Genomic DNA, 20,276 nt, shown 5'->3' with positions numbered 1-20,276 from the left:
AAGGCCTGCAAAGCACTCCAGCGCCACAGATTCGATGAACGAAAAAAAAGCGGGTGTCATGGACACCCGCTTGAGCGCTGAAACGCTGTCGCTCAGGACGGACGCGAACCCGTCGGGAACGGCCAGGCAGCAGTCGGATTCAGCGACGACTTCAGGCCCGGCGTAGCAGCGGTTGAAGGCTTGGCTTCCGGTGCGGGAGCAGGGGCAGCCGGTGCGGCCGGTGCAGCAGCAGGCGCGGGGGCCGGTGCAGCAGCGGGCTTGGCAGCTTCCTTCTTCTCGACGGGCTTGGCCTTCGGAGCAGCTTTCTTGGCCGGCGCCTTCTTGGCAACCGGCTTGGCCGCGGGAGCCGCAACCGCAGCAGGTGCTGCAGCAGCGGCAGGCTTCGCGGCCGGTTTCTTAGCTACCGACTTTTTTTTTGCCGGGGCCTTTTTCGCAGCGGGCTTCGCAGCCGCAGGCTTCTTCGCAGCGACCGGCTTCTTGGCAGGTGCAGCCTTCTTCGCAGCCGGCTTGGCGGCAGCCTTGGCCGGAGCCTTCTTGGCAGCCGGCTTGGCCTTCGGTGCAGCAGCCTTCTTGGCGACCGGCTTGGCAGCAGCCTTCTTCACTGCGGGCTTGGCGGCAACCTTCTTGGCGGCCGGCTTAGCAGCAACCTTCTTCGCTGCGGGCTTAGCAGCAACCTTCTTGGCGGCCGGCTTAGCAGCAACCTTCTTCGCTGCGGGCTTGGCAGCAACCTTCTTGGCGGCCGGCTTGGCGGCAACCTTCTTCACTGCGGGCTTGGCGACAGCCTTCTTGGCGGCCGGCTTGGCAGCAACCTTCTTCGCTGCGGGCTTGGCGGCAACCTTCTTGGCGGCCGGCTTGGCAGCGGCCTTGGCCGGAGCCTTCTTCACTGCAGGCTTGGCAGCTGCCTTCTTGGCGGCCGGCTTGGCGGCAACCTTCTTGGCAGCGGGCTTAGCAGCGGCTTTCTTCGCCGGAGCAGCTTTCTTCGCGGCCGGCTTAGCAGCGGCCTTCTTCACGGGTTTGGCAGCAGTTGCCATGGTTACACCTCCTTCAGTTAGCAGTACAGGTTGGTCAGCCTACAAAAAAGCACCGCCCCGCCTGTGACAGCACGGTTGGTGCAACACCGTGCTCATGCACGGCAGATACAGCCGCGACATGCGCGGCATTCTTGAATTCGACATGGAAAAACGCACCGCCCTGTCCTGCGGAGAAATCGCAGGACAGGCGCGGTGCGTCGGAGAAGCTGTGGTGATGGCTCGTCATCAATCCCAACTTAAGGCCCCACCCGTCTGATACTCGATCACACGGGTTTCGAAGAAGTTGCGTTCCTTCTTGAGGTCGAGCATTTCGCTCATCCACGGGAAGGGGTTCTCTGCGCCCGGGTAGATCGCATCGAGGCCGATCTGCTGGCAACGGCGGTTGGCGATGAAGCGCAGGTATTCCTTGAACATCGAAGCGTTGAGACCCAGCACGCCACGCGGCATGGTGTCCTCGGCGTAGCGGTACTCCAGTTCGACGCCCTGCTGGAACAGGCCACGGATCTCTTCACGGAATTCCGGGGTCCAGAGTTGAGGGTTCTCGAGCTTGATCGTGTTGATCAGGTCGATGCCGAAATTGCAGTGCATCGACTCGTCGCGCAGGATGTACTGGTACTGCTCGGCCGCGCCGGTCATCTTGTTCTGGCGACCCAGCGCCAGGATCTGCGCGAAGCCGACGTAGAAGAACAGGCCTTCCATGATGCAGGCGAAGACGATCAGCGAGCGCAGCAGTTGCTGGTCGGTCTCCAGCGTGCCGGTCTTGAAGTTCGGGTCGGTCAGGATGTCGATGAAGGGCACCAGGAACTCGTCCTTGGCGCGGATCACGTCGACCTCGTGGTAGGCGTTGAAGATCTCGCCTTCGTCCAGGCCCAGCGACTCGACGATGTACTGGTAGGCGTGGGTGTGGATCGCCTCTTCGAAGGCCTGGCGCAGCAGGAACTGGCGGCACTCCGGCGCCGTGATGTGGCGGTAGGTACCCAGCACGATGTTGTTGGCGGCCAGCGAATCGGCGGTGACGAAGAAGCCGAGGTTGCGCTTGACGATGCGGCGCTCGTCCTCGGTCAGGCCGTTCGGGTCCTTCCACAGCGCGATGTCGCGCGCCATGTTGATCTCCTGCGGCATCCAGTGGTTGGCACAGGTGGCGAGGTACTTCTCCCAGGCCCACTTGTACTTGAACGGCACCAGCTGGTTGACGTCGGTCGCGCCATTGATCACGCGCTTGTCAGCGACGTTGATGCGGCGGTCGTCAGGCTTGGATTCGGAAACTGCGGAAGCGGTGGAGGACAACGAAGCTTGGGAGGCAAAAGAGGAAGCGAGTCCCGTGTGCGATTGCGGCATCGCAGTATGCGAATTGACTGGTTCGACGCGGGGCTGTGTGTGAATCACCGGGCTCAGGTCATCTTCAAAGTTGAGCATTCTCTTATCCTTTAATCCAAGTTGTCGTCGCAATCAATATTTTTCTTGAGTCGTGTCGCACATGCCGCTGTGATGTTGTGTGCTTCGTGCAACAAACACGCACTTCATCGCATCACTGACCACTTCGCGTAGACACGCGCCAATCCTCATTCTCCGGGCATCGCTGTTGCGCTGCATCGACTCTCGCGACGCATCTTCATGCGTGTAAACCGCTCGTCGCCCCGGCGAAAAATTTCTTCTCGTGTCGACGCACGACGCGTCGTGTCGACACCACATCACTCACTCGCCGCGACCTCGACGACGAGCCTCGTCGACCGGCTCAGCGACGTCACCAACGTGACACCCTTCGCCTCCGGATCGCCCTCACCTGCCTCCGGCGCACAGCGCACGCCATCAGACCCTGCGTGGCGGAGAAGCGCATGAACACTCGCTCTCCACAAACCGGTGGCGCCTGGAGAGACGACTCCCTGCGCTTCACGACGGCAGATCCGCGAGCCAGGTGACGAACTTCGTCACCTGACTTTCATCGCATCGACCTGCTTCGCGTTCCAGCGTCACCTGCTCCGCATCGACCAGTGCGCTCACGCGCGACGACTGCACCAGAACCAGCCGGATGGGCGAACGCTACGCAGCTCGCCCGGCGGAGGGCCGTCGATACGCGACCCGGCTTGCCTTACTGGCAGGCCTCACATTCGGGATTGTCGATGGAGCAGAACTTCGCAGCCTCGGCCGCACCGTCGCCCATGCCACTTGCGGCGCCCGCTGCTGCGGCCGACACACCACCGCTGACGGGCACGGAGTTCAATTCGCCGCCACGACCCGTCGACTTCTCGGCGCTGGTAGCGCCCAGGGCACGCAGGTAGTAGGTGGTCTTGAGGCCACGCACCCACGCCAGCTTGTAGGTCTCGTCCAGCTTGCGACCCGAGGCCCCGGCCATGTAGATGTTCAGGCTCTGCGCCTGGTCGATCCACTTGGCGCGGCGCGACGCGCACTCCACCAGCCACTTCGGTTCGATCTCGAAGGCGGTGGCGTAGAGGCTGCGCAGCTCGGCCGGCACGCGGTCGATCTTGGCCAGCGAGCCATCGAAGTACTTCAGGTCGGCGACCATGACTTCGTCCCACAGGCCCAGCTTCTTCAGGTCGCGCACCAGGCTCTCGTTGGCGACGGTGAACTCGCCGGAGAGGTTGGACTTCACGAACAGGTTCTGGAAGGTCGGCTCGATGCAGGCATCCACGCCGATGATGTTGGAGATGGTTGCCGTCGGGGCGATGGCCACGCAGTTGGAGTTGCGCATGCCGACCTGGCCGATGCGACGGCGCAGGGCTTCCCAGTCCAGGGTCGAGGAAGTATCGACCTCCAGGTAACCGCCACGCTCTTCAGCCAGCATCTTCATGGAGTCCAGCGGGAGGATGCCGCGATCCCACAGGCTGCCCTTGAAGCTGCTGTAGCGGCCACGCTCTTCGGCCAGATCGGTCGAGGCCCAGTAGGCGTAGTAGCAGACGGCTTCCATCGAACGGTCGGCGAAGGCGACGGCATCGTCGGACGCGTAGGAGATGCGCTTGGCGTGCAGGCAGTCCTGGAAGCCCATGATGCCCAGACCGACCGGACGATGCTTCAGGTTGGAGTTACGGGCCTTGCCGACGGCGTAGTAGTTGATGTCCACCACGTTGTCGAGCATGCGCATGGCCACACGGATGGTCTTGCGCAGCTTGTCGTGGTCCAGCTCGCCGTCCTTGCCCAGGTGCGCCGGCAGGTTGACCGAGCCGAGGTTGCACACGGCGATCTCGGTGTCCGAGGTGTTCAGGGTGATCTCGGTGCAGAGGTTGGAGCTGTGCACCACGCCGACGTGCTGCTGCGGCGAGCGGATGTTGCACGGGTCCTTGAAGGTGATCCAGGGATGGCCGGTCTCGAACAGCATGGTCAGCATCTTGCGCCACAGCTGCTGGGCCGGCAGGCGGCGGAACAGCTTGATGTCGCCACGGTCGGCACGGCGCTCGTACTCGGAGTAGGCCTCCTCGAAGGCACGGCCGTACTTGTCGTGCAGGTCAGGCACGTCGGACGGCGAGAACAGGGTCCACTGGCCGCCTTCCATCACGCGCTTCATGAACAGGTCCGGAATCCAGTTGGCGGTGTTCATGTCGTGGGTACGACGGCGCTCGTCACCGGTGTTCTTGCGCAGGTCCAGGAACTCGTCCATGTCCAGGTGCCAGGTTTCCAGGTAGGCGCAGACCGCGCCCTTGCGCTTGCCGCCCTGATTCACCGCCACCGCCGTGTCGTTCACCACCTTCAGGAAAGGGATGACGCCCTGGCTCTTGCCGTTGGTGCCCTTGATGCGGGCACCCAGCGCGCGCACCGGGGTCCAGTCGTTGCCCAGGCCGCCGGCGAACTTCTGCAGCATGGCGTTCTCTTTGATCGCGCCGTAGATGTCGTCCAGGCTGTCGTCCACCGTGGTCAGGTAGCAGGACGACAGTTGCGAGTGCAGGGTGCCGGCGTTGAACAGGGTCGGCGTCGAGCTCATGAAATCGAACTTCGACAGCACGTTGTAGAACTCGATGGCACGGCCTTCGCGGTCCACTTCGTTCAGCGCCAGGCCCATGGCCACGCGCATGAAGAACACCTGCGGCAGTTCGATGCGGCGCTCTTCGATGTGCAGGAAGTAGCGGTCGTACAGCGTCTGCAGGCCCAGATAGCCGAACTGAAGGTCACGGCTGGAATCGATGGCGGCGGCGATGCGGGCCAGATCGTACTGGGCCAGCTTCGGGTCGAGCAGCTCGGCCTCGATACCCATCTTGATGTAACGCGGGAAGTACTCGGCGTAACGGGTGGCCATCTCGCCCTGCAGGGCTTCCTCGCCCAGCACTTCGAGGCGGATGACGTGCAGCTGCAGGCGGGCGGTCACGTAGTTGTAGGCCGGCTCGCGTTCGATCAGGGTGCGGGCGGACAGGATGAGGGCCTTGCGCAGTTCGTCGGCCGGCACGCCGTCGTACAGGTTGCGCAAGGCGCCTTCGATGATGGTGTCGGCGCTGACCTGGTCACCCAGGCCGTCGCAGGTGGACTGCACCAAAGCCTTGAGGGCACCCATGTCCAGCGCACGACGCACGCCGTTCTCGACGATATGCAATGCCGCTTGCGCCTGCGACGGCTCGGCGGCCTTGGCCGCAGCGCGCTCGGCCGAGCGCTTCTCGCGGTACAGCACGTAGGCACGGGCCACGTCGTGTTCGCTGGAACGCATCAGGGCCAGCTCGACCTGGTCCTGCACGTCTTCAATATGGAAGGTGCCGCCGTGCGGCTGGCGACGCAGCAGTGCACGCACGACGGAATCGGTCAGCTGGGCCACCACGTCGCGCACGCGGGCCGACACGGCACCATGCGAACCCTCGACCGCCAGGAAGGCCTTGGTCATCGCCACCGCGATCTTGTTCGGCTCGAACGGCACCACCGCGCCGTTGCGACGGATGATGTGGTAATCGGCGATGGCACCGGCGGGCGTGCCGGAAGACGCGGCCGGCGTGGTGCCGGGAATGAACGGGCTGACGGACGACTCGGTCGCAAGCTGCATGAAAACTCTCCTGAGGGGCAGACCGCTTTGGCGGGAGTGACTTGTTTCTGGCGGAACTACTATAGGTAGTAGTCCCGGCGGTGAATGGAACTAAGTCTAGTGGTATCCCGCCGACACTACAAGCCCGGAAATCTGTCCCGGACGGGCAACTGGAGTCAGGTCTTTCCCTAGGCGGCGCCCAATCCCTTGCAGCATGGGAGAGAGCACCGGATGCGACGGCGCGCAAGCGCCTGCAAGGGATTTTTCACTTGCAGGTTTCTTGTTGGCAGGAACGCAACAACCGCCAGCGAGGCCTCGCTGGCGCGGGGAATCTCAGCAGGAGGGCAGGCGGCCGAGCAGCGCGTAGAAACGGCCCCAGTCGAAATGCGGGCCCGGGTCGGTCTTGCGACCCGGCGCGATCTCGCTGTGGCCAGCGATTCCCTCGACGGGCAGATGCTCGCCGAGCAGGCCGACGAGGTTCGCCAGCACTTCGTACTGCACGGCTTCGAAAGGCTGGGTGTCGCTGCCCTCCAGCTCAATGCCGAGGGAGAAATCGTTGCACCGCTCGCGTCCGCGCCAGACGGACTGACCGGCGTGCCAGGCACGCGAACCGGTGGGCACGTACTGCACCAGCTCACCGTCGCGCCGGATGAGGAAGTGCGCCGACACGCGCAGGTGCTGGATGTCGGCGTAGTACGGGTGTTCGGCGGGATCGAGCGCGTTGGTGAAAAGCTGGTCGATGCCCGGCCCGCCGAACTGTTCCGGCGGCAGGCTGATGGCGTGCACGACGATCAGGCCGACCCGCTCTCCCGCCGGACGCTCGTCGCAGTTGGGCGACGGGACATGACGCGCGCCAGTCAGCCAGCCATCGGCGCCGAGTCGCCAGCCAGCCGCCATCATTCGCCCTTCATGTCCAGGCGCTCCATGCGGTAGCGCAGCGAACGGAAGGTCACGCCCAGCAGGCGGGCCGCGGCGGTGCGGTTGCCGTGGGTCTTGCCCAGCGCGTCGAGGATGGCCTGCTTCTCCACCCGGTCCAGGTACTGCTGCAACCCGCCACCCTCGCCGTTGAGATCCACGCCGGTCAACGCGACGTCGTCCTCGTGCGACGGGTCCAGCATCAGGTCGCCGGCATCGATCTCCGCGCCGACCGACAGTGCCATCGCGCGCTCGAGGATGTTCTCCAGCTCCCGCACGTTGCCGGGAAAGGCGTAGTTGGACAGCGCACGCAACGCGGCTTCGGTCAGACGTGGCGGCGTCGGGCCGCCGTCACCGGCCAGTCGCAGGAGGATGGCCTGGGCCAGCAGCGGAATGTCCTCCTGCCGCTCTCGCAGGCTGGGCATGCGCAGCTCGATGACGTTGAGGCGGTAGAACAGATCCTGCCGGAAGCGGCCCTGCTCCACCCGCTCGCGCAGGTTCTGGTGGGTGGCCGAGATGATGCGCACGTCCACCGGTTGCTCCTGCGTATCGCCGACACGCCGCACGCGACGCTCCTGGATCACCCGCAGCAACTTGACCTGCATGGCCAGCGGCAGGTCCGCCACTTCGTCGAGGAACAGGGTGCCGCCATGCGCGGCCTGGAAGAAGCCCTCGCGGTCGCTCTCGGCGCCGGTGAAGGCGCCCTTGCGGTAGCCGAAGAACTCGCTCTCCATCAGGTTCTCGGGAATCGCCCCGCAATTCACCGCCACGAAGGACTGCTGAGCACGCGGGCCCAGTTCGTGGATCATCCGCGCGGCGCGCTCCTTGCCGCTGCCGGACTCGCCGGATATGTATACAGGCGCCTGGCTGCGCGCGAGGCGGTCGATCAGCCCCTTCACCTGCACCATCGTCGGCGACTCGCCGATGAGCTTCTGCCCGGTACGCGGTTGCTCTTCCCGCACCTGCACGTCCAGCGCGGATTTCACCAGCGCGCGCAATTGCTCCAGGGTCACCGGCTTGGACAGGTAGTCGAAAGCACCCGCCTTCAGCACGGCCACGGCATTGTCCATGCTGCCGTGGGCGGTGATGACCGCCACCGGCGTATCCGCGCAATGCGTGGCGATGTGACGCACCACCTCCAGGCCCTCGCCGTCCGGCAGGCGCATGTCGGTCAGGCACAGGCGGTACTTGCGCTCGGCAAGCAGGGCTCGCGCCTCGCCCACGCTGCCGGCGGCGTCCACGCCCAAGCCCATGCGCATCAGCGACAGTTCGATCAGTTCGCGGATGTCCTGCTCGTCATCCACCACCAGCACGTCGGCCGTGCGTGCGCGCGCACGACGTTCGCCGCCTGTCGTCCCTTGTGTAGTCAATCCGCTCTCCTCGCGGTCAGCCGGAAAACCGCTCCCGGTGAAGCAGTCTCGCCCGGTTCGAGCAACGCCAGCCGCGCGCCATTGGCCTCGGCCAGTTCGCGCGCAATATACAACCCCAGACCGGTTCCCTTGGGGTCCGAGGTGAAGAACGGTTCGAAGACCTTGGCGCGGTCGGCCTCGGCAATGCCGGGACCGTCGTCGCTGACCGTCAGCGTGATTGCGTCGTCCTGCGCGCGCCCCACCACCCGCACGCTGCCGGGCTGGCCGCTGCCATAGCGACAGGCATTGCTGACCAGGTTGGTGAGGATCTGGTGCAGGTGCACCCGGTCGAAACGCAGCCGCAAGCTGGCTTCGCACTCCGCCGTCACCATCGCCACGATCTGCGGACTGGGCATCGCCAGCTCATCGAGGAAGGTGCCGACGAAGGCGGCGATGTCCAGCGCCTCCGCCGTCACGCGGTCGCGCCGGCCCAGGTCCATCACGTCACGCACCATGCGCTCGATGCGCGCGCCATTGTCGCGAACGATACGCACCAGGCGGCTCTGCATCTCGGCGCGTTTCTCCTCCAGCATCAGCTCGCTGGCATGCGTGATGGCAGCCAGCGGATTGCGGATCTCGTGCGCGATGTTGGCGGTCAACCGGCCCAGCGCCGCCAGCTTGATCTGCTGGGCCTGGGCCTGCAGGCGACCCAGGTCTTCCAGGTAGACGACCAGCGTCCCGCTGTCGTCCACCTGCACCTGGCGCAGGCGCAAGGTAGTGCCGCCATGTTCGGCGCGGAACACAGGATCGTCCACGTCATGCAGCAGGGCCCGCCGCATCAGCTCACGCGACGCCTCGCCGATGTGGCCACCGGGGCGCAGCGCCGGGCCGAGCTGCGCCACCGCCTGCGGGTTGGCCAGGCGCACCTGGCCGACGTGGTCCAGCACGATCACACCGTCCTGCATGTCCTCGATGATGCGGGCATTGATGCCCATCTGGCGCGCCAGATCCTGTCCACGCTGCTGCGCCAGCACCGCATTCTGCGCGGCACGCCGGCCCAGCATGCGTGACACCAGCGCCACCGCAAAGTAGCCCATGCCGATGAGGCCGATGCGCGAATACTCGCCGACCTCCGACATGCCGGCGCCCACGCGCAGGCTGTGCTCGATCAGCACCGCGATGGTGGCCAGCGCCGCGAACCCCAGCACCATGCGCCCCTGTGCCACCAGGCCGGCGGCAGCGAGGCTGGTCATCAGCAGATAGGGGATGCCGCTGCGGTAACCGCCGTCGGCATGGGTGAGCACCGTCAGCGCCACCACGTCCACGATCACCTGCACCGCCAGCCAGCGCCGCTGCGCGCGCTCCGAGCGTGGCAGGATCATCAGCGCCGCGATGGACGCCAGCCAGTAGGCGCCGATGGTGGCGGCAAACAGGGCCGGCAGCTCGCTGCCCAGCTTGAGCACGGCACCGAACACCGCCAGCAGGCTGGCAATGACGATGCGGTAGAAACAGTAATAGCGCAGCGAAGTGGCCCGCGCTTCGGCCTCGCCAGACAGCTCATCCACCGCGGTCGGCGGCAGGAGGGTGGTCATGAATGCGGCGGCCCCAGGCGCGCATGCTCGGCGCCGCAATAGAAATGGCCGCTCTCGCTGACGCCTTCGCTGCGCGGCACCAGCACGCCACAGCGGGAACAGGCCAACATCGATTCGCCGTCCGGCGCAGGCGCCTGCGCCTTGTCAGCACCGCCGCGCGACTTGGCCGTCAGCGCGCGACGCAGGAAGTAAATGCCGACCAGCAGCAGGATGAACAACAGCAGTTTTTGCATGGCACCAAGCAGGAAAGACAGTATTCCCCGGGCGAACCGGGAAACCCCACGAACCATGGCCGACAGCGTGCGCACGAACGTGGCACGCGCGCCGGGCCCGGTCGGGGCGGGAGGCAGACGTCGCATGCGCCTAGTCTACAGCGACTCGGCGCGCGGTTTGGCTGCGGGCTCCAGCAGAGAGGCCGGGTCGAACTCGCCGCTGCGATCGAAGGGCAGGCGTCCGTAGTCGCGCGTGATGACTTCGCCGCGCAGGCGGTAGCGCAGCTTGCCGCCCGCGTCCGCCAGGCGCGGCAACTGCCGCAGCAAGGCCACGATCTGCGCGGAACCGTCCACCGTCACCAGGGCGTCGCCCAGCTTCGGCACCACCACCGGCGTGGCTCCCACGCCCTGCGCAAAACGCTGGCCGTTCACTTCCATCTGGAAGCTGACGCCTTCCAGAGCCAGCTCGCGCTCGTTGGGGTTGGTCACGCGCAGCGCCAGCCGGAAGCGCTGCTCCAGCAGGCGGCTGTCCGCAAGCTGGATATCGGCCAGCGTCACCTCGGGCGACTTCAGGCCGAGCAGGCTGGCACAGCCCGCCAGTACGAGGCCGGTTGCAAGGACGACAAGGCAGCTACGGATACGCGATGACATGGGATATGGATGTGGATGCAGGTCGTGAGGCAGATCGCGATGCGGATCGAAGAGGACGGGCCGGAGCGTGCTGCGACTCCGCTTGGTGGCACGGGAGCGCTTGGCGATAATCGCGGCATGAACTACGCAGCGATCATCAAGGAAATCGGCCGGGGCGCCAAGGGTGCCAAGGATATGTCACGCGAACAGGCCCGGCAGGTCTTCGCCGCCATCCTCGCCGGCGAGGTGCCGGACATGGAGCTCGGCGCGATGTTGCTGTCGCTGCGCATCAAGGGGGAATCCGGCGACGAGCTGGCCGGCTTCAAGGCGGCGATGGACGCCGCCACCGCGCACGTCGACCTGTCTTCGGGCCCGCGCTGCGTGGTGCTGCCCACCTACAACGGCGGACGCAAGCAGGCCAACCTGATGCCGGTGGTGGCCCTGCTGCTGGCACGCGAAGGCGTACCGGTGCTGATCCAGGGACGTCACGATTTCGATTCGCGCGTCAGCCCCTTCGAACTGCTGGACGCGCTGGATATCCCTGGCGCAGCGAGCATCGGCGAGGCGGAAGCACAGCTCGCTTCGCGGCGCCTGGCGGTCCTGCCACTGCACCTGCTCAACCCGGGGCTGGATCGCCTGCTCGCGCTGCGCCCGCGCCTGGGCGTGCGCAACAGCGGGCACACGCTGGCCAAGATGCTGGACCCCTGCCCGCGGCGCAGCGTGCGCGTCATCGCGGTGACCCATCCGCCCTATCTCGTGACGATGGAGCAATACCTGCGCGACGAGGACGGCCACGCCCTGCTGATGCGCGGCACCGAGGGCGAAGCCTATGCCCACCCGCGTCGCCGTCCGCGCATGCTGGTGGTAGAACACGGTGTCACCCGGGTTGCCTGCGAGCAGGGCGAAAGCGATGCGGACGAGATGCCCGACGCCGACTGCAGCGTGCCGGCCAACACCGCCATCGTCCGCGCGATGCTGGCGGGCGAAGCACCGGTGCCGACGCCGATCCTCGAACAGGTCGCCCTGCTCCGGGCCCTGGCCAATGGCAGCTGAGCAGCCGGACACCTGAGCCGCCGGCAGTCCTCTCTATAATCGCCGCACGGTTACACGCCACACCAACGACGCGCCCGCCAGATGGCGCGACCGACAAAGGAGACATGATGAAGACCGCTCTCGGCACCCTGCTGTGCCTGCTCGCCCTGCTCGCCGCCCCCGCCCATGCGGCAGAGGGACTCGATTCACCGCGCAGCCTGGACTCGGTGAGCCAGGAACCGGGCAGCTTCGTGCTCGGGTTGAACGTCGGCGACAACTGGAAGGACCATGCCCGCACCTTTGCGCGCATCGACGCCAAGGTGCAGGGCTACCTGGACTTCGTGGCGCGGGGACCGATCAACAAGGTGAACCCGCAGAAGAAGCCGGTACGCGTCGACTTTGTGCTGGCGCACCAGCCCGACGCCAAGGCCAGGAAATTCCTGGAGGAGAAGCGCAAGCAACTCGCCGCCAAAAGCATCGGCTACAAGATGGTAGTGCCGCCCGACGCCAAGCCCTCCTACGCGGGCTGAGGTCCGCGAAAACTGGTAGCCATGAAAAACGGCCGCGATCATCGCGGCCGTTTTTCATGGGCGACAGTTCATCGGCGGCAAGCGCGCTCAGTCGGTCGAATGCCCCGCCTGCGCCTGGTAGGTCTGCACGCCGGCGTAGATCTCCTGGCGGGCGTGGTCCGGCCCCTCCCAACCCAGCACCTTGACCCACTTGCCGGGTTCGAGGTCCTTGTAGTGCTGGAAGAAGTGCTCGATCTGACGCAGTTGCAAGGGCGGCAGATCGGCATAGGTCTTCACGTGCTCATACAGCGGCGTCAGCTTGGAGACGGGCACCGCCAGCACCTTGCCATCCTCGCCGGCCTCGTCCTCCATCTTCAGCACGCCGATGGGGCGACAGCGGATCACCACGCCGGGAATCAGCGCGAAGGGCGCGATCACCAGCACATCGGTGGGGTCGCCGTCACCTGAAATCGAACCCGGCACGTAGCCGTAGTTGCAGGGGTAGGACATCGTGGTGCCCATGAAGCGGTCCACGAAGACCGCGCCCGTATCCTTGTCGATCTCGTACTTGATCGGGTCGGCGTGGGCCGGAATCTCGACGATGACATTGATGTCGTTGGGCACGTCGACGCCCGGTGAAACGCTGTTGAATCCCATGAAGGCTGTCTCTGAATTTTGTGGGTGCGCCCGATTATAGGGGTGGGCGCTGACAGTTTGCTGTCTTGCAGCATCGCGGCAAACACTGATTCCGTGCCTTCCCGCTAACATGCCGGCATGACCTGCCCGGACCGGACGGACCATTCCGTCGCAGCTTTCCCGCCACTGCGCTTCACCGCCCTGCGCCGTGCCCTGGCCGTGCAGCCCGACCTGTATGCGCGCAACCACGGCGCGCTGGACGGTGCCACCGGCCTGTCACCCTACCTCAGCCACGGCATCGTGAATGCCGCCGAACTGTTCCACGTCTGGCAACAGCACCTGGGCCTCACGCTGGCCGACAAACTGTGCCAGGACCTCGCCTGGCGCTGCTACCACCAGCACACCTGGCGCCACCTGGGCGACGGCATCTTCGAAGATGTCCGGCCGCGCACCTGGCTACCGCCCGGCCATCGCATCGCCTACGCCGCACACCTGCCGACCGATATCCGCATGGCCGCCACCGGGGTGCCAGCCATCGACGCCAGCGTGCGCCAGCTCTATGCCACCGGCCACCTGCCGAAGCAGCAGCGCCTGTGGCTGGCCAGCTACGTCGTGCATCTGCGCAAGGTGGCCTGGCGCAGCGGCGCGGACTGGATGCTCGCCCACCTGCTGGATGGCGATCCGGCCTCGAACCATCTCTCCTGGCAGTGGGTCGCCGGCTGCTTCAGCGACAAACCCTGGCTCTTCAACGCCGACAACGTCGCGCGGCTGGCGCCGCCCATGGCCAGCCCCGGCACCACCATCGACCGCAGCCACGAGGAACTGGAAGCCCTCGCCGCCAGCGCGGCCGCCGTCGAAGCCGAAGCCCTGCGTCCATTGCCGATGCGGGAACCGCGCTTGCTCGCCCATCCGCCCTGGAGTGCGCACCCGCCGCCCAGCGGCGGCTTGCGCGGCCGTGACGTGCAACTGCTGCATCCGTGGATGCTCGGTGCGCCGGACACCGGCGCCCTGCGCATCGGCCTGATCCACCTGCCCCATCACGCCGCCTTTCCGTGGAGCAGCCAGCGCTGGCATTTCGTGCACGCCCGCATGCAGCAGTGCTGTGACTACGTCTGGGTGGGAGACCTGCGCCACGCGCAAGCCTGGCTGGCCGAGGCGCACTCGGTCAGCAGCGTATGGACGCCACACGCGGCCTATCGCGAGGCGCTGGAACTCGCCGGCGTACGCCTGCAGGAAGCGCCCACCCCGTGGGCGGAGCCCAACGTGCCATGCGCGAGTTTCTCGTCTTACGTGAACGCCATCACCCGGCTGACACCGACGCTGATGCAGACCACCATGCGCGGCCAGGTGCGGCGCCTGCGGGATGCCACGCGGGGGCCAGGGGCCTGAAGCTCAGCCCACCACCCGCACGCACCAGCCCTCGCCCTCCACCACACTGCCCGCACGCAGCTTGCGGGTCTTGCGCAGTTCCGTCTCACCATCCACGCGCACCTCGCCCTCCGCCACCATCACCCGCGCCGCGCCACCCGACGGCGCAATCGCCAGCAGCTTCAGCAATTTGTCGAGCTCGATGTACTCGGTGGTGAGGGTGAAAGTCTGTTCGGTCATGGCAGCCCCCAAGGGTTGGAGAAGGGGACGAAGCTTAACGCCTATGCCGCCAGACGATTGAAGGGTGTGCCTGTGACGATGAGGCGCGGACAGGAATCGTGGCGAGCGGCCCGAGGCTGGGAGGAGAAGCACAGTCGGACTGGAGCACGACGTGCATCACAGCTTCAGGATCGGGCCGCGCCGTGGATTCTCGTGCGGCAGGAATGGTCAGCCGCCGTAGCGAGCGGGTCCCGGCCGGAACGAGGAACGGCGGCGTACGCGATGTACGTCGAGTACCGGAATTCCGGCATCGGCCCGCGCAGCAGGCGCCTGGCCATTCCTAATGCATGAGGTGGGGATTGGGGAAGTCCTGCGCGTACTTGCCGATCCACTCCATCGCGGCCGATTCGCTGTCCAGCACCCGGCCTTCGTTGCGCAGCACTTCGTTGCGGTAGTGCTCGATATGGCAGATCTGCTCCACCATGCGCGCGGCGAAGGCATCGTCGTGCGCCATGAACTGGATGCCGACGTCGTAGCAGCGGCCGCTGCGGATGCACCAGACGACGCGCCCGCAGGCCTCGAACGGCGGCTGGGTGATCGGGATGGTGATGCACACCACATCGCCCTCGGACAGGGGCTGATCGCTACGGCAGGCGAGGCCGCCGAGACTGATGTCCTTCAGGCGCTGGCCGGCTTCATCGGCCGGCGCACGGATCTCGCTGCCGACCTCGGCGTGAATCTCGATCGGCATGTCGGAAGGATGCCGGATGTATGTCCGGGATGACTTGACTACAGCTGCCATGGCGCCCTCTCTGGCTGCTACCAGGACTTCCATTATCGGACACTGCTGCGTCACAGCAAGTAAGCAATTGCCTACATGCCACCCCGTTCCACCCCCGTTCCCAGTCCCATGCCCATCCCATGCGCGGGCGCGCAAACCAGGGTCGCCGCTAGGGGCGGATCAGTTTTCCTGCAGCTCCAGCGGCTGTGCCACGCACAGGCGGAAGCGGCCGCGGCCGGTCTTCTCGATGGCGATGGCGTCGCAGCGCTCGCGCAGGCGCCGCGACAGCAGGATCAGCCGTGCCTCCAGGTTGTCGTCGATGTCCGGCAGGCGGATGGCGGGGTCCAGGCGCAGTTCGCGGTTGGAGAAGTCGGTCCGGCCGTGACGGGTGTAGTCGCTCGCCAGCTTCCAGAAGATGGCGCCCGCCACGCCCTTGATCAGGTAGTCGTCATCCACGAACACGCTGTCGTTCTCGGTGTAGCGCCGCAGCCGCAGCGGGCGGCGGTCGCCCGCCGCATGCAGGGGCGCCACCGGCTCGGCCGCTTCCTCGACGGCATCGGCCGCCTGCTGGAACGCCCGCAGACCGCCGCCGAGCTGATTGGCGAGCACGACCAGCGCGTCTTCCTCGGCGTGGCCATAGCGGCACATCTCGTGGCTGTCGACGTACAGCACGCCCAGCAACTCCCCGCCTGCAAGGATGGGTACGGCCATCTGGCTGGGCGGCATCGGCAGGCCCGGGAAGGGAATCTCGTCCTGCACGCTGGGCAGCCCGGCCTCCAGCGCCGACGCCCTCATCGCCATTCCGTAGGCGTACTCGTTGGTCATGTAGCCGATGCGGATCGGCGTGCGGTACTCCGCCGCGGTGCCGATCACCCCGCCGCCGAAGGGGATCTCGGAGCCCACGCCGGATTGCGGGTAGCCGCGGCTCGCCACGATGTAGAGGCGCTTGCCGGCATCCTCGCGCAACAACACCATGCCATGCGGCATGTCGAAGTCCTCGTGCAGCGCGGCGAGGGTTTCGTCCAGCAACTGCGCCAGGTCCCCCGCGCGTGCCATGCGGGCCGAGGCCGTGCGCAACGCGCCCAGGGCATTGCGGCGTGGCGGCGGTGGCGCCACGGTGTCGCCGGGCACGCTCTCGATCGCCAGCACCTTGTAGATGTCGGCGCCCTGCAGGCGGAAGACGCCGGCCATGCCGGTGTGCGAGGCGATGCCGGCAAGCTTCGCCTTCATGCGCTCGAAGACCTGGCCGGCAGTCTCGGTACGCAGGTACTCGATGCTCAGCCGGTAGCTGGCCGCGGAATCGCTGTCGGTGAGGTACGCCGTGGCGTACGGGTGCGCCAGGATGTTCTCGCGGGTCTTGTTGAAGAACTGGAAACTCAGCGCGACGTGCCCGGCATCCACGTACTCCACTTGCGACACGTAGCTGACGTTGGGCACGCCATCGCGCGACACGGTGGCGATGATGGGCGGGATGGAACCGTCCAGCACGCCGCGCAGGGCATCGACACTGGGCTTCAACGGATGGCCTCGCCCGCCTTGGCGCCGGGGGTCTGCGAGAAGGCCTGCAGCGGCGTGAAGCTGATGGCCACGCGATCATCCGGCCGCGGGTGGACCACCGCCCGGGTCAGCGCCTCACCGTAACCCATCGGCCCCACCTCGGCGACGAAGGCCTCGATATGCGCTTCCGCGCTGGCGTGGTCGAAGGGACGCAGCGGCTCCACCACGGCATCCGAGCCCTTGAGCTGCACCGTGCGATGCGTGCTCGGCTCGGTGATGGCCACGGCGATCTGGCCACAGGCAGTCACGTCGGCCAGCAAGGCCACCGATTGCCGCGCACTCAGCACGAGGGTGACGCTGCGCCGGTCCGGCGCCACGTGACATCCGCCCACGCGCGCCATCGATGCCTGCAGGCAATCGTCGCGCGACGCGGCGACGATGGAGACGCCGCGCTTCATGAAGGCGACGATCTCTTCTGACAACAGTGGCGGCAGGGGATCGGACATGGCGGCACCAGCGGCATGGATGCGCACATGTTAGCCATTTGGTGCAGCCGCGGGCAGCGGGCACGCCCGGAAGTCAGATATGCACGGCCATATACACCCATGCAACGCATACACACCCATGCAACGCATACGCGGACACACGGCGACGCGGCGCGCCGACCCCGGACGCCAGCCCTTGATACAGTGCAGGCTTCGTCCAGCCGCCACGGGTCCGCAACGACCCGCCAGTGACACCAGGACCGCCCATGCTTTCCCTCACGTTCCGCCGCGCCACCCTGATCGCAAGCCTGGCCCTCACCGGCTGCAGCCTCGGCCCCGGCTACTACTGGCAAGCCGCGCACGGTCAGATGAGCCTGCTGGCCAGCACGCGCGACATCGGGCAGATGCGCGCCGACGCCCCGCCTGCGCTGCTGGCCCGCCTGGACCTGGCCGGCGAGATCCGCAGCTTCGCCAGCCGCGAACTGGGGCTGCCCGACAACGGCAGCTATCGCCGCTACGCCGACCTGGGTCGGCCCTTCGTGGTGTGGAACGTCTTCGCCGCGCCGTCGCTGTCGATGCATTCGCAGGAGTGGTGCCTGCCGGTGGCCGGTTGCGTGAGCTACCTCGGCTTCTTCGGCGAGGCCGACGCCCAGGCCCGCGCCGCCGAACTGCGTGCCCAGGGCTTCGACGTCCACGTGGCCGGCATCCCGGCCTACTCCACCCTGGGCTGGTTCGACGACCCGCTGCTGTCGTCCTTCATCAACTGGCCGGAACAGGAACTGGCGCGCCTGATCTTCCACGAACTGGCGCATCAGGTCCTCTATGTGAAGGACGACACCGAGTTCAACGAGTCCTTCGCCGCCACGGTGGAAGAAGCCGGCGTGCGGCGCTGGCTGGCCCAGCCTGGAAAGGAAGCGCTGCGCGAACAGTTCGAACGCAGCCAGGTGGCGCGCGCCGACTTCTCGGCGCTGATCCTGAAAGCCCGTGAATCGCTCGGCCAGCTCTACGCCAGCGATTTGCCGGCAGCGGACAAGCAGGTCCGCAAGCGCGCCCTGTTCGACGCGCTGCGCAGCGACTACCAGCAACTCAAGGCCAGCCGCTGGAATGGCTTTTCAGGCTACGACCGCTGGTTCGCGCAGGATCTCAACAACGCCACGCTCAACTCGGTGGGGCTCTACAAGGCACTGGTGCCTGACTTCAGCGCCCTGCTGGCACGCCAGGGCGGCGACCTGCCCGCGTTCTATGCGGAGGTCGAGCGGCTCGGCAAGCTGCCGGAACAGGAACGGCGAGCGGCGCTGGCACGTGGCGGCGAGCCACCGGCCACGGCTGCCGCAGGCGGACCGGCCAGCGATCAGGGCACCAGCGCGCGCACGCGGAACACCGTGCGGTAGCGCGCGTCTTCACCGCCCAGCGTCAGCACCGGCAGCGCGCCGTGGTCGGTCGTGATCGGCAGCGGCGCCAGCCCGATCAGGTGATCGTTGCGCATCACCCGCCGCAGACTGCGCTCGAACAGCACCGCCGCCTTGTCCGCACGATCATCCGGCCGGCTTGCCGTTTCCCGGCAATGCCGCCAGTGGGCAGACATCTCGCGGCGCAGGCCGTCCAGCACGGCATCGTCGATGTCGCATTGCCAGTCCTGCTCCAGCAGGGCCACCAGCACGGTGCTGGTTCCATGCACGGCGTGATGCACCCACACATCGGTCACCCGGGTGTCACCGGTCGCGATCGCCCCCTCCCAGTCCGGGTGCCTCACCCGTATCACGTCGCAACCATCGCCGGGTCCGGCATGACCGACGAAGACCAGGAAGTACGGGCTGTCCCGCCCGAGCAGCCCCTCTTTCTCCTGCACGCAGGTAAAGCGGTCCAGGTAGAGAAAACCGTGGTGGAGGTCGGATTCAGCGGCCATGGGCGGCGATTGTAGCCGTCCGGACGCCTTGGGGCCTTGCAACACATTGAATAGTTGGCTATAGTCGCGGACTCTCTGAATCTGACACACGGAAACCGAACCATGGCCAATACGGCACAAGCCCGCAAGCGCGCTCGCCAGGCAAACAAGGCCCGCGCCCACAACGGCAGCCTGCGTTCCCGTCTGCGTACCGCGATCAAGGCTGTGCGCAAGGCTGTGGACGCTGGCGACAAGGCCGCTGCACAAGCAATCTTCAAGGAATCGCAAAGCATCATCGACAGCGTTGCGGACAAGAAGATCGTTCACAAGAACGCCGCCGCACGTCACAAGAGCCGTCTGTCCGCCGCCATCAAGGCGATGGGCGCTGCCGCTTAATAGCAGCAAGGCTCCAGCAGAAACGCAGCCCACGGGCTGCGTTTTTTGTTTTCCGGCCCCCTTCTCTGCGGCCAGCGCAATGCACGGGCTTACGATCCGGCCCTCAGTCCGCCATGCAGCGGGCCAGTGACGCCAGCATTCCCGCCGTCGCCCCCCAGATGAACTGCCCCGGCCAAGGCACTGCACGCACCTGGAACACCTGCCCCGCCCGCTCGAAGCGGTGGTGCTGGTAGCGCCCAAGATCCAGCAGGAAATCCAGCGGCACTTCGAATATCTCCGCGACCTCGAAGGGGTCCGGCTTCAGTTGCAAGGGCGGCGCGACGAGCCCCACCACCGGCACGACGTGGAATCCGGTGCCGGTCACGAAGTCCGGCAGACGCCCCAGCACCTCGACCTGCGCCGGCGCAATGCCCACCTCCTCATCCGTCTCGCGCAAGGCCGCAGCCACCGCATCCGCGTCCCCTGGCTCCACCCGGCCACCGGGGAAACTGATCTGCCCGGCATGGTTCCACAGATGGTCGGTACGCCGCGTCAGCAATACCGTCAGGCCTGCCTCATGAGTCACCACCGGGATCAGCACGCCCGCCGAAGTGTCCGCAGGGTCGACCTGTTGAACCATGGACGACACGCCACCCAACTGAGCGAAGCGCTCGCGCAGATCCTGCGCCTGTAACTTGCGGTCACTCATCACGCTGCCACATCGCGCATGAAGTCCGTGCGGAAAGCGTAGCGAGCAGCCCAAGGCCGAAACGAGGAGCAGAAGCGTACGGTTGTACGCTGAGCAC

At 66.4% G+C, this 20,276-nt stretch carries 20 protein-coding genes; 5 read left to right on the top strand and 15 right to left on the bottom strand.

Features of this window, described 5'->3' with window-relative positions:
- Positions 1–92: 92 nt before the first annotated feature.
- From VVD47_RS19860 to VVD47_RS19825, 8 genes are all read right to left on the bottom strand, one after another.
- Complete coding sequence (locus VVD47_RS19860) at positions 93–1,031, bottom strand: hypothetical protein (protein WP_327605264.1); 939 nt, start codon at positions 1,029–1,031, stop codon at positions 93–95.
- Between the two features lie 225 nt (positions 1,032–1,256).
- Complete coding sequence (locus VVD47_RS19855; RefSeq protein WP_443081002.1) at positions 1,257–2,369, bottom strand: ribonucleotide-diphosphate reductase subunit beta; 1,113 nt, start codon at positions 2,367–2,369, stop codon at positions 1,257–1,259.
- 751 nt (positions 2,370–3,120) lie between these two features.
- Positions 3,121–6,006, bottom strand: a complete 2,886-nt coding sequence (locus VVD47_RS19850; RefSeq protein WP_327605263.1) for a ribonucleoside-diphosphate reductase subunit alpha — start codon at positions 6,004–6,006, stop codon at positions 3,121–3,123.
- Positions 6,007–6,318: 312 nt separating this feature from the next.
- Entirely contained in the window at positions 6,319–6,882 is a 564-nt protein-coding gene (gene ampD, locus VVD47_RS19845; RefSeq protein WP_443081008.1) for a 1,6-anhydro-N-acetylmuramyl-L-alanine amidase AmpD, read from the bottom strand.
- A complete protein-coding gene (locus VVD47_RS19840; RefSeq protein ID WP_327605261.1) occupies positions 6,882–8,270 on the bottom strand; it encodes a sigma-54-dependent transcriptional regulator in 1,389 nt (462 codons plus the stop codon). Before VVD47_RS19840 ends, ampD begins: the two co-directional genes overlap by 1 nt.
- Positions 8,267–9,841, bottom strand: a complete 1,575-nt coding sequence (locus tag VVD47_RS19835; protein WP_327605260.1) for a sensor histidine kinase — start codon at positions 9,839–9,841, stop codon at positions 8,267–8,269. Before VVD47_RS19835 ends, VVD47_RS19840 begins: the two co-directional genes overlap by 4 nt.
- Complete coding sequence (locus tag VVD47_RS19830; RefSeq protein ID WP_327605259.1) at positions 9,838–10,149, bottom strand: PP0621 family protein; 312 nt, start codon at positions 10,147–10,149, stop codon at positions 9,838–9,840. Before VVD47_RS19830 ends, VVD47_RS19835 begins: the two co-directional genes overlap by 4 nt.
- A 60-nt stretch (positions 10,150–10,209) precedes the next feature.
- Positions 10,210–10,704 carry an LEA type 2 family protein gene (locus VVD47_RS19825; RefSeq protein ID WP_327605258.1) on the bottom strand — a complete coding sequence of 165 codons (495 nt, stop codon included), beginning with the start codon at positions 10,702–10,704 and terminating at the stop codon, positions 10,210–10,212.
- 117 nt (positions 10,705–10,821) lie between these two features.
- Here VVD47_RS19825 and ybiB point away from each other — a divergent pair, with 117 nt between their 5' ends.
- A complete protein-coding gene (gene ybiB, locus VVD47_RS19820) occupies positions 10,822–11,736 on the top strand; it encodes a DNA-binding protein YbiB (RefSeq protein WP_327605257.1) in 915 nt (304 codons plus the stop codon).
- Between the two features lie 104 nt (positions 11,737–11,840).
- A complete protein-coding gene (locus tag VVD47_RS19815) occupies positions 11,841–12,245 on the top strand; it encodes a DUF6572 domain-containing protein (RefSeq protein WP_327605256.1) in 405 nt (134 codons plus the stop codon).
- 87 nt (positions 12,246–12,332) lie between these two features.
- Here the strand turns inward: VVD47_RS19815 and ppa are convergent, their stop codons facing one another.
- Complete coding sequence (ppa, locus tag VVD47_RS19810; RefSeq protein WP_327605255.1) at positions 12,333–12,881, bottom strand: inorganic diphosphatase; 549 nt, start codon at positions 12,879–12,881, stop codon at positions 12,333–12,335.
- Between the two features lie 117 nt (positions 12,882–12,998).
- Here ppa and VVD47_RS19805 point away from each other — a divergent pair, with 117 nt between their 5' ends.
- Positions 12,999–14,249, top strand: a complete 1,251-nt coding sequence (locus VVD47_RS19805) for an FAD-binding domain-containing protein (RefSeq protein WP_327605254.1) — start codon at positions 12,999–13,001, stop codon at positions 14,247–14,249.
- A gap of 3 nt (positions 14,250–14,252) precedes the next feature.
- Here the strand turns inward: VVD47_RS19805 and VVD47_RS19800 are convergent, their stop codons facing one another.
- The 4 genes from VVD47_RS19800 to VVD47_RS19785 all read right to left on the bottom strand — a co-directional run bounded on the left by VVD47_RS19800 (position 14,253) and on the right by VVD47_RS19785 (position 17,231).
- Complete coding sequence (locus tag VVD47_RS19800; RefSeq protein ID WP_327605253.1) at positions 14,253–14,468, bottom strand: RNA-binding S4 domain-containing protein; 216 nt, start codon at positions 14,466–14,468, stop codon at positions 14,253–14,255.
- A 319-nt stretch (positions 14,469–14,787) separates the two neighbouring features.
- A complete protein-coding gene (locus VVD47_RS19795; protein ID WP_327605252.1) occupies positions 14,788–15,249 on the bottom strand; it encodes a PilZ domain-containing protein in 462 nt (153 codons plus the stop codon).
- Between the two features lie 159 nt (positions 15,250–15,408).
- A complete protein-coding gene (locus tag VVD47_RS19790) occupies positions 15,409–16,746 on the bottom strand; it encodes a GAF domain-containing protein (protein WP_327605251.1) in 1,338 nt (445 codons plus the stop codon).
- Positions 16,743–17,231, bottom strand: a complete 489-nt coding sequence (locus tag VVD47_RS19785) for a hypothetical protein (protein WP_327605250.1) — start codon at positions 17,229–17,231, stop codon at positions 16,743–16,745. The genes VVD47_RS19790 and VVD47_RS19785 overlap by 4 nt, the downstream gene beginning before the upstream one ends.
- Before the next feature lie 245 nt (positions 17,232–17,476).
- On the opposite strand from VVD47_RS19785, the gene VVD47_RS19780 reads away from it, so the two are divergent.
- On the top strand, positions 17,477–18,601 hold the full coding sequence (locus tag VVD47_RS19780; protein WP_327605249.1) for an aminopeptidase: 1,125 nt from the start codon (positions 17,477–17,479) through the stop codon (positions 18,599–18,601).
- On the opposite strand, the gene VVD47_RS19775 is transcribed toward VVD47_RS19780, so the two are convergent.
- Positions 18,562–19,116: a hypothetical protein gene (locus VVD47_RS19775; RefSeq protein ID WP_327605248.1), complete on the bottom strand. Its 555-nt coding sequence runs from the start codon at positions 19,114–19,116 to the stop codon at positions 18,562–18,564. The genes VVD47_RS19780 and VVD47_RS19775 overlap by 40 nt on opposite strands.
- A gap of 102 nt (positions 19,117–19,218) precedes the next feature.
- Between VVD47_RS19775 and rpsT the strand changes: the two genes are divergently transcribed.
- The gene (gene rpsT / locus VVD47_RS19770) at positions 19,219–19,491 is read left to right on the top strand and encodes a 30S ribosomal protein S20 (RefSeq protein ID WP_327605247.1); all 273 of its coding nucleotides are present in this window, start codon (positions 19,219–19,221) and stop codon (positions 19,489–19,491) included.
- A gap of 103 nt (positions 19,492–19,594) precedes the next feature.
- Here the strand turns inward: rpsT and VVD47_RS19765 are convergent, their stop codons facing one another.
- Positions 19,595–20,179: a CoA pyrophosphatase gene (locus VVD47_RS19765; protein WP_327605246.1), complete on the bottom strand. Its 585-nt coding sequence runs from the start codon at positions 20,177–20,179 to the stop codon at positions 19,595–19,597.
- Between the last annotated feature and the right edge of the window lie 97 nt (positions 20,180–20,276).

The organism is Uliginosibacterium sp. H1 (assembly GCF_036017065.1).
Lineage (GTDB): Bacteria > Pseudomonadota > Gammaproteobacteria > Burkholderiales > Rhodocyclaceae > Uliginosibacterium.
This window is presented reverse-complemented; position numbering and strand designations above follow the sequence as displayed.